This is a genomic window from Micromonospora sp. 4G55, assembly GCF_016803375.1.
The window spans coordinates 1-8125 of sequence record NZ_JAEVHN010000259.1; the positions used below are offsets into that span (position 1 = coordinate 1).

Here is an 8125-nt window from a genome sequence, read left to right on the forward strand (position 1 = left end):
GCCGACCGCTGGACCTGGATGATCCTCGCCGCCTACACCCAGCTCCGTCTCGCCCGCGCCCTCGCCACCGACCTGCGCCGCCCCTGGGAGAAACCCGCACCACCGCAGCGTCTCTCACCCGCCCGCGTCCGCCGCGGGTTTCGGCACCTGCGCGCGAAGGCCGCCTGCCCGGCCGGTGCACCCAAACCCTCCCGGCCAGGGTCAGGACGGCCACCCGGCCGCCGCAACAACCACCCCACCCCGCGCTACGACGTCCACACCGCCACCACCACGAACGCCACGACAGCAGCCGCAAAGAAGACGAAGTCTGTCAATCCCCGTCCACGCCGCACAGGTTAAAGATCAAGCTAGGCTCTGTTTCAGAAGTGAAGATCGTCTGACCGGACGTTGGCGTGCTCGGCGTGTCGGTGATCGATAGATGGCGAGGTCTCCGGTAGGTGGTTCAACGACGAGAAGAACCCACAACCGGAGACCTCGTGGCCACCTTAGCGGTGACGAGGCGACACGACCTGACCAATGCCCAGTGGGCGGCGCTGGAGCCGCTGTTGCCGGTGGGGCTTCATCCGAAGTGGAGCGGGCGGCAGTTGATCACGGGATCCGGCGGCGGACACGGCTGGTCCGCACGTTGAGGTGCACGCCGTCGACCCACACGTACACGTAGTCGGCCGTTGACAGGTCCCGGGTGTTGAAGGCGGGCCTCGTCCTGCCACTGGCTGGTTAGCCGGGTGATTGTGGCCGCAGACAGCCCGCAGCTGGTGACGAGGAACTGCTGCAACGCGGACACGAAATCCTATGAGGACAGGCCGTGCAGGTACAGCAGCGGCCGCACGTCGCTGATCTGCGGGGACTTGCGGCACCATGCGGGCAGGATCGCCGAGGCGAACCGCCGCCGCTCACCCGTCTCGTCGACGCGTTTGTCGTTGACCCGCGGCGCGACCACCTCGACCGCACCAGCGCTGGTCAGCACCTGCCGCGGCCGGGCGTGACCGTTGCGCACCACCGGCCTGCGGCCCTGCTCATCCAACTCGGCGACGTGCGCAACCAGATACGCGGCGACCTCGGCCTCTAACGCCGCCGCCAACATCCGCCGCGCGCCGTCGCGCACGATCTTATCGATCAACGACCTACCGACCCTGGCCGGCTCGGACACCGTCGCTGGCGTGGGCTCATCAGGGTTGAATACGGTAAGCACGGGTGTAACTTCCCGACCCGCGTTGGCGCGCGGGCTTTACGCGATTCCTTGGACCTGGAAGTCGCCGGGAGGGTACGCCCTCACAGCGCTCATCCACAGGTTCGAGCATTGCTCCGCCGCCGCAGGACGTGCCATCCACTGGCTAACAGTTCGACGTCGCGGTTCCCGGTGAGACCGCGGCCGGCCTGATCCAAGCCGGTACGGCCTCGCGCGTCAGGGATGTCGATGCCTGGCCTGCCGGCTGGCAGCGGTCTTGGCGCGGTGACCGGGGCGGACCCCGGATTCGACTGCCGCTTCATGATGATACGCCCGGGATGTCGGCAAGCTGGTAGTAGACCGGCGGGCCGCGCTGCTGCGCGATGGCTACGTCCTGATCTGCGCCGGTGGACGCGCCAGGTAGCCGTAGCACGGCGTCGCAGTGCTGCAGCAGCTGCGGGTCTGTCAGACGAATGGCACCTTCCTGTGTCAAGGCGTCGGGAGCAGAGAGGTATCCGTGTCTCGGATCATGGTCCGGTAGACGACGACGGCGAGCCGTCGCTTGAGACAGCGAAGGGCTTCCTTGTGGGCGCTGGTCGTCACGGCGTCCGGTCACGACTCCGTGCGCATCGACCGGATCCCGGTGCTCAGCGTGGCGGTGATCGCCGAGACCGCGACCAGGGCCGCGAAGACCAGCATGGTCACCGCCGCCGGGAATCGGGCCAGCAGCAGGCCGGCCAGCCCGGGCGCGAGCGCCGCGGCCGAGGTCGCGGCCAGGAAGATGACGCTGACCACCCGGCCCTGGAGCCGGTCCGGCGTGATCGCCGCCTGGTAGCCGAAGAGGACCGCGTTGGCGGTCGGGGCGAGGAACACCGCCGCGCCCAGCGGCACGGCGGCCAGGACGCTGGTCGACACCAGGGCGCTGCCCGCCATCAACCCGGTGGTGGCCCAGCAGAGCACGATCACCAGTGTCGGCAGCCGCAGCCAGCGCTGCACCGCGGGGGCGGCGAGGGCGCCGAGGAAGCCGCCCAGGCCGAAAATGGTGCTGGCCAGGCCGACCAGCACGGACGGCGTGCCGGTGCGCTGCAGCGAGACGATGATCGCGAAGATCATGCCGGTGAAGGCCATGTTCAGCGGAGCCGCGATGATCAGCAGCGCGCGCAGGAACGGGTTGCCGAGCACGAAGCGGAGGCCCTCGGCCGCCGCCGCGCCGCCGGACTGCGGGGCCTCGTCCGCCGCCCGGGGCTGCTGCATCGGTCGGCGGATGAGCAGCACGGCCAGCAGGGAGAGCAGGTAGGTGATCGCGTTGCCGACGAACGGCAGGGAGCGGCCCAGCCCGTACAGCAGACCGCCGAGCGGCGGGCCGGCGAGCTGGGTGCCGTACGACCGGGCCTCGTTTCGGGCGACCGCGGTGGAGAGCTGCGCGGCCGGCACAAGGTTGCGGACCGCGGCGTGCTCGGCGGTGCCGAACACCGCGTTGGCGGCGGCGCCGACCATGGTCACCGCGAGGATCATCGGCAGGTTGGCCACCCCGGCGAGCACCGCGCCAGCCAGCCCGAGGTAGCCGACCAGCCGGACCACGTCGCAGACCACCAGCAGCGTACGGCGGGGGAAGCGGTCGGCGACGACGCCGGCGGGCAGCCGGCAGAGCAGCGTGGTGAGCAGGCCCGCCGTGCCGACCAGCCCGGCCTGGGCGGCGGAGCCGGTCAGCCAGAGCACCAGCAGCGGCATGGCCAGGTTGGACATGGCGGTGCCGAGGTCGGAGAGGCTCTGGCTGATCCAGAGCAGGTTGAACTCGCGGTTGCGCCAGAGACTGACCGGCTGGTCCGTCCCGGCCACCGGCGTCTCGGTCAGGGTGGGCACCTGCCCCTCGTCGGGTGCGCTCAGGGTCGGTTCGGCGGCGCGGCTCATGCCGGCCACCAGGAGCCGAAGGCGGGACGGAGGTCGTCGAACCACTCGGCCGCCGGGTCGTGGTGGGCGAAGAACTGCCGCCCCACGTCGGCCGCGTCGCGGGCCTGGAGCAGCCGCAGGCTGAACACCTCGGTGCCGCCGATCCGCACCACCCCGTCGACGAGGACCTTGCCGGGGGCGGCGGACATGACCGGGCCGCGAGCGGTGCGGGCCAGCCCGGAGACCGACCGGATGGCGTCGGTGTAGACCCGCCATGCCCGGGTGAGCGGCACGCTGAAGTAGCTGCGGGCACCGGTGTCGCGTTCCACGAACATGTAGTACGGCACCATGCCCAGTTCCACCAGCTGCTGCCACATGGTGGCCCAGTTCTGCGCCAGGTCGTTGACGTGCGCGATGAGCGGGGCCTGGGCGCGGATCACTGCGCCGGTGGCTCGGATCCGGGCGATGGCCCGGCGGGCCTGGTCGGTGGCGAGCTCGCGGGGGTGGGAGAAGTGGGCCATCACGGCGACGTGCCGGCCGCTGGCCACGATCCGCTCGAACAGGCGCAGCACGTCGTCGGCGTCGTGGTCGGTGGTGAACCGGGCCGGCCAGTAGGACAGCGCCTTGGTGCCGAAGCGGACGGTACGGATGCGCTCCAGCGCCGGTTCCAGCAGCGGCGACACCCAGCGGTCCAGCACCGCCGCGCTCATGATCATGGGATCGCCGCCGGTGAACAGGACGTCGGTGACGGTCGGGCTGTCGGCCAGGTACGCGACCACGTCCGCGATCCCGGAGGCGGCCTGGCGGATCTCGGCGTTGCCGACGAACTGGGCCCAGCGGAAGCAGTAGCCGCAGTACGAGTGGCAGGTCTGCCCCTGGGAGGGGAAGACCAGCACGGTCTCGGCGTACTTGTGCTGGAGGCCGAGCAGCCGCCGGCCCCGGTGGGTCGGCACGTTCGCCTCCAGCTGCGCGCCTGGGTTGGGGTTGAGCTGGGCGTGGGCGTCCCGGGCGGCTTTGCGGATCACGCCCGGGTCGGCGGCGGAGAGGTGCAGCGCCGAGAGGTGGTCGTAGATGTCCGGCGGCAGCATGTCGCGGTGCGGGAAGGTGAGCCGGAAGATCGGGTCGTCCGGGACGGCGGACCAGTCGATGAGCTCGTCCACGACGTACTGGTTGACTTTGAACGGCAGCACCGAGGAGACGACCCGCAGGTCGTGCAGGTACTCCTCGGGCATGCCACGCTCGCCGGCGAGTCGCGCCAGACGTTCGTGGGAAAAGACCTTCATCACCGTCGCCTCGTTGTCAGCGGGATCGGAACAGGGGTGGCCGCCGGGCGGCGGCCCGGTCGGGGCGGTCCGGTGCGGATCACCCCGACCCGCGGCGGGTCAGCCCTGCGCGGCGGCCATCCGCTCGCGCAGGCTCTTCGGGCGCATGTCGGTCCACACCTCGTTGATGTGGGCCAGGCACTCCGTGCGGGTGCCCTCGAAGCCGGGGGCGGTCCAGCCAGCCGGCAGCTCGCGCTCGGCGAACCAGATCGAGTACTGCTCCTCGTGGTTCACCACGACGCGGTAGGTGCGGTCATCGTCGTCGACGGCCATCGCCGTTCTCCTTCTCGTTGGATTCCTTGGACGGATGCCCCGGTCGGCGACCGGGAGGTGTGCAGGGCGGGACGACCCCGGTTGGCGTTCCGCCGGGGGGGTCACAGCCGGACCGGCAGGGCCCGGATGCTGCGGTTGAGCAGCGACGCCTGCCAGCGGACCACGCCCTCGGCCGGCGCCAGCCCCGGCGCCGCGGCCAGCAGGTCGGTCAGCGCCGACCCGGCCACCAGCCGGGCCAGCGGCGCGCCGAGGCAGAAGTGCGCACCCTGCCCGAAGCCCAGGTGCGGGTTCGGGTGCCGGCGCAGGTCCAGCTCGTCGGGGCGGTCGAAGCGGGCCGGGTCGCGGTTGGCGGCGGCGGTGACCACGTAGAGCCGCTGCCCGGCGCGCAGCCGCTGCCCGCCCAGCTCGAAGTCCTCCTTGACGTGCCGGATGGACATCTTGGACGGCCCGTCGAAGCGCAGCAGTTCCTCGACGGCGATCGGGCCGAGGTCCGGCTCGGCGCGCAGCAGTGCGAGCTGGTCGGGGTGGTGCAGCAGGTTCCACACCCCCACCGCGATCAGGTTGCTGGTGGTCTCGCCGCCAGCGAACGCCACGTGGGTGAGCATGGCGACGAACTCGTCCTCGCTGACCGAGTCGCCGACCAGGCCGTTGGACAGCGCTGCGCTGATCAGGTCCTCGCGCGGCGCGGCCCGGCGGGCGCGGACCAGCCCGCGCAGGTAGTCGAAGAGGTCCAGCAGCGCGCGCTGCGAACGCTCGTGCTCCTCCGGCGACTGCACGGCGCCGAGAGCCAGGTCGCCGACCTGGATGGCCCAGCGCTGGAACATCGCGGTGTCCTCGACCGGCACGCCCATCCAGGCCGCCGCGACGGTGGCCGGCAGCGGCCGGGCGAACTCGGTGAGCAGGTCGACGACCTCGCCGCCGGCGCTGGCCCCGGCGGCCAGCCGGCTCACCGCCTCCTGCACCATCGGGCGGTTGCGGCGCACCTGGCGGGCCCCGAACGCACCCCGGAAGACACCGCGCAGCCGGCGGTGCTCCGGCGGGTCCACGAAGACCATCCAGCCAGCCATGATCTTGAAGGCGCGCGCCGCCTCCGGGCTGAGCAGCTCCAGCGGGGTCTGCGCCAGCATCGGGCTGATCCGGTCGGCGGAAATCGCCGGCTCGGTGTAGCAGGCCGCCGCCAACTCGTAGCCGGTGACCAGCCAGGCCCGGTGCACCGGGCTCCAGTGCACCGGCGCGGCGGCCCGCAGCTGCGCCAGGTACGGGTACGGGTCGGCGAGGAGATCGTCGTCCAGGAGGTAACGGTCGGTGACGGTGGCGGCGGTCATGCGGTACGCTCCAGCAGCTCTGCGGCGAGAGCGGCGACGGCCACCACGCCCGGGTCGGTGACCATGCTCCGGTGGGTGCCGGGCAGGTGGTGGACGGTGAGCGCGTCCGGGAACATCTCCCGGCAGCGCCGCTCGTAGGTGGGCCAGCTCTCCCCGGCGACCACCGAGGGACGGCCCGGACCGGCGGTGGTCGCCTCGGCGCTGAGCAGCAGCTGCGCCGGCCCCCGGTACGGCGCCGGCCGGTAGCCGGCGGCGGCGCGCAGCAGCGCGGTCCACATCGCCACCGGCCAGTCGGCGCCGAGTTCCGCCTCGGCCTCGTTGACGCCGGCCGCGCGCAGCGTGCCACCAGCTCGCGTTCCTGGCTGAGCCGGGCCGGGGTGCCCGGGGTCAGCTCTCGGATCGCCGCACGCATGGCCACCGCCCGGTCGAGCAGGTCCAGCGCCTCGGTGACGGCGAACATCCCGGCCTCGTCCGGCACGGCCGGTTCGAGCAGCAGCAGGACGTCCACCAGCTCGCCGGCCTCGGTGAGCCGGATCGCCATCTCCTGGGCGATGTTGCCCCCCATCGACCAGCCGAGCAGCGCGAACGGGCCGTGCGGCTGGTGCGCCCGCAGCTCGCGCAGGTAGTCCTCGGCCAGGCCGGTCATGGTGTCGGCGTCCACGCCGCCGTCAATGCCCCGGGCCTGGAGGCCGAGCACCGGCCGGCCGGCCGGCAGCGCCTGGGCCAGCGGCAGGTACCAGGCGACGCTGCCGCCGCTGGGGTGCACGCACCACAGGGGACGCTGCCCGGCGTCGCCGTCGCGCAGGGTCACCACCACGCCGCCGTCCCGGCGTACCGCGGCGCCCGCCGGGACGGGCTCCCGGGCGGTGACCGCGGCGGCCAGGCGTGGCCACCGTCGGGTGCTCCAGGATGTCGGCCACCCCGGCGGGCAACCCGAGGTCGCAGGCGCGGGCGGCGAGCCGCACGATGGCCAGCGAGTGGCCGCCGAGGTCGAAGAAGTCGTCGTGCACCCCGACCCGGTCCAGCCGCAGGGTCTCCGCCCAGAGCTTCGCCAGGGTCGCCTCGGCCTCCGTGCGCGGCTCGACGTACGAGCGGTCCGTCTCCGCCGGGCCGGTCGGGGCCGGCAGCGCGGCCCGGTCCAGCTTGCCGTTGCCGGTTACCGGAAGCGCGTCCAGCGGCACGAACGCGGTCGGCACCAGGTACGCCGGCAACCGCTCGCGCAGCCAGCGGCGCAGCTCGGCGGCGCCCGGCAGGGTCACCCCGGCCACCGGCACCAGGTAGGCCACGAGGCGGGCGTCGCCGGGCCGGTCGGCGCGGGCGGCCACCGCGGCCATTCCGACGTCGGGCGGGCGGCCACGGACCGCCTCGATCTCGCCCAGCTCGATGCGCCGGCCCCGGATCTTGACCTGGCCGTCGACCCGGCCGCCGAAGTCGAGCGTGCCGTCGGCGCGCCAGCGTCCCCGGTCGCCGGTGCGGTAGAGCCGCCGGCCGCCGCCGGCCGGGTCGGGGACGAACCGGTCGGCGGTGAGCCCCGGCTGCGCGAGGTAGCCGCGTGCCAGCGAGTCGCCGCCGAGGTAGATCTCCCCGGCCACGCCGACCGGCGCCGGGCGCAGCGCCTCGTCCAGGACGAGCACCGTGGTCCGGTTCAGCGGCCGGCCGATCGGCACGCTGACCGCGTCGGCGGGCAGTTCGCGGACCCGCTGGGCGGTGACGATGAAGGTCGCCTCCACCGGGCCGTACCCGTTGACGATGCGCAGGTGCGGCCAGCGGGCGGCCAGGTCCCGGGCGTGCGGCGCGGAGGCCGCCTCCCCGCCGAAGCAGACCTGGCGTAGCGCGCCCAACTCCGCGAGGCACTCCTCGACCGCCAGGTTGAACAGCGTGGTGGTGAGGAAGGCGGTGGTGACCTCGTGCCGGCGGATCGCGGCGGCGATGCCGGCTGGGGTGACCGGCTCGGCCGGGTAGAGCGCGCAGATGCCGCCGTGCAGCAGCGGGCCGAAAATCTCGAAGATCGCCGCGTCCCAGTTGACGCTGCTCAGGTGCAGCATGGTCTCGTCGGCGCCGAAGTGGACGAAGTCCTGGCCGACCAGCGAGTCGACGATCGCCCGGTGGGTGAGCGCGGTGCCCTTCGGCCGGCCGGTGGAGCCGGA

General features: G+C 72.9%; 6 protein-coding genes and 4 pseudogenes. 2 read left to right on the forward strand and 8 right to left on the reverse strand.

All coding sequences use genetic code 11. From position 1 onward, the window contains the following. Positions 1-339: pseudogene (locus tag JNW89_RS20360) on the forward strand (transposase); the annotation flags it as partial. Between the two features lie 137 nt (positions 340-476). After that, positions 477-596, forward strand: a pseudogene (locus tag JNW89_RS38900) (IS5/IS1182 family transposase); the annotation flags it as partial. A 22-nt stretch (positions 597-618) separates the two neighbouring features. On the opposite strand, the pseudogene JNW89_RS20365 reads toward JNW89_RS38900, so the two are convergent. The 8 genes and pseudogenes from JNW89_RS20365 to JNW89_RS20405 form a co-directional block, all read right to left on the reverse strand. After that, a pseudogene (locus JNW89_RS20365) lies at positions 619-1192 on the reverse strand (transposase); the annotation flags it as partial. A gap of 588 nt (positions 1193-1780) precedes the next feature. After that, positions 1781-3079 carry an MFS transporter gene (locus JNW89_RS20370; protein WP_238450102.1) on the reverse strand — a complete coding sequence of 433 codons (1299 nt, stop codon included), beginning with the start codon at positions 3077-3079 and terminating at the stop codon, positions 1781-1783. Further along, positions 3076-4341: a KamA family radical SAM protein gene (locus JNW89_RS20375; RefSeq protein WP_238450103.1), complete on the reverse strand. Its 1266-nt coding sequence runs from the start codon at positions 4339-4341 to the stop codon at positions 3076-3078. The genes JNW89_RS20370 and JNW89_RS20375 overlap by 4 nt, the downstream gene beginning before the upstream one ends. A 99-nt stretch (positions 4342-4440) precedes the next feature. After that, positions 4441-4653: an MbtH family protein gene (locus JNW89_RS20380; protein WP_238450108.1), complete on the reverse strand. Its 213-nt coding sequence runs from the start codon at positions 4651-4653 to the stop codon at positions 4441-4443. 101 nt (positions 4654-4754) lie between these two features. Beyond that, positions 4755-5978 carry a cytochrome P450 gene (locus JNW89_RS20385; protein ID WP_238450104.1) on the reverse strand — a complete coding sequence of 408 codons (1224 nt, stop codon included), beginning with the start codon at positions 5976-5978 and terminating at the stop codon, positions 4755-4757. Next, complete coding sequence (locus tag JNW89_RS20390) at positions 5975-6262, reverse strand: hypothetical protein (protein WP_238450105.1); 288 nt, start codon at positions 6260-6262, stop codon at positions 5975-5977. Before JNW89_RS20390 ends, JNW89_RS20385 begins: the two co-directional genes overlap by 4 nt. A gap of 170 nt (positions 6263-6432) precedes the next feature. After that, positions 6433-6744: pseudogene (locus tag JNW89_RS20400) on the reverse strand (alpha/beta fold hydrolase); the annotation flags it as partial. Then, on the reverse strand, positions 6647-8125 hold a 1479-nt coding region (locus tag JNW89_RS20405; protein WP_238450107.1), incomplete at its 5' end, for a non-ribosomal peptide synthetase. The gene JNW89_RS20405 and the pseudogene JNW89_RS20400, both read right to left, overlap by 98 nt.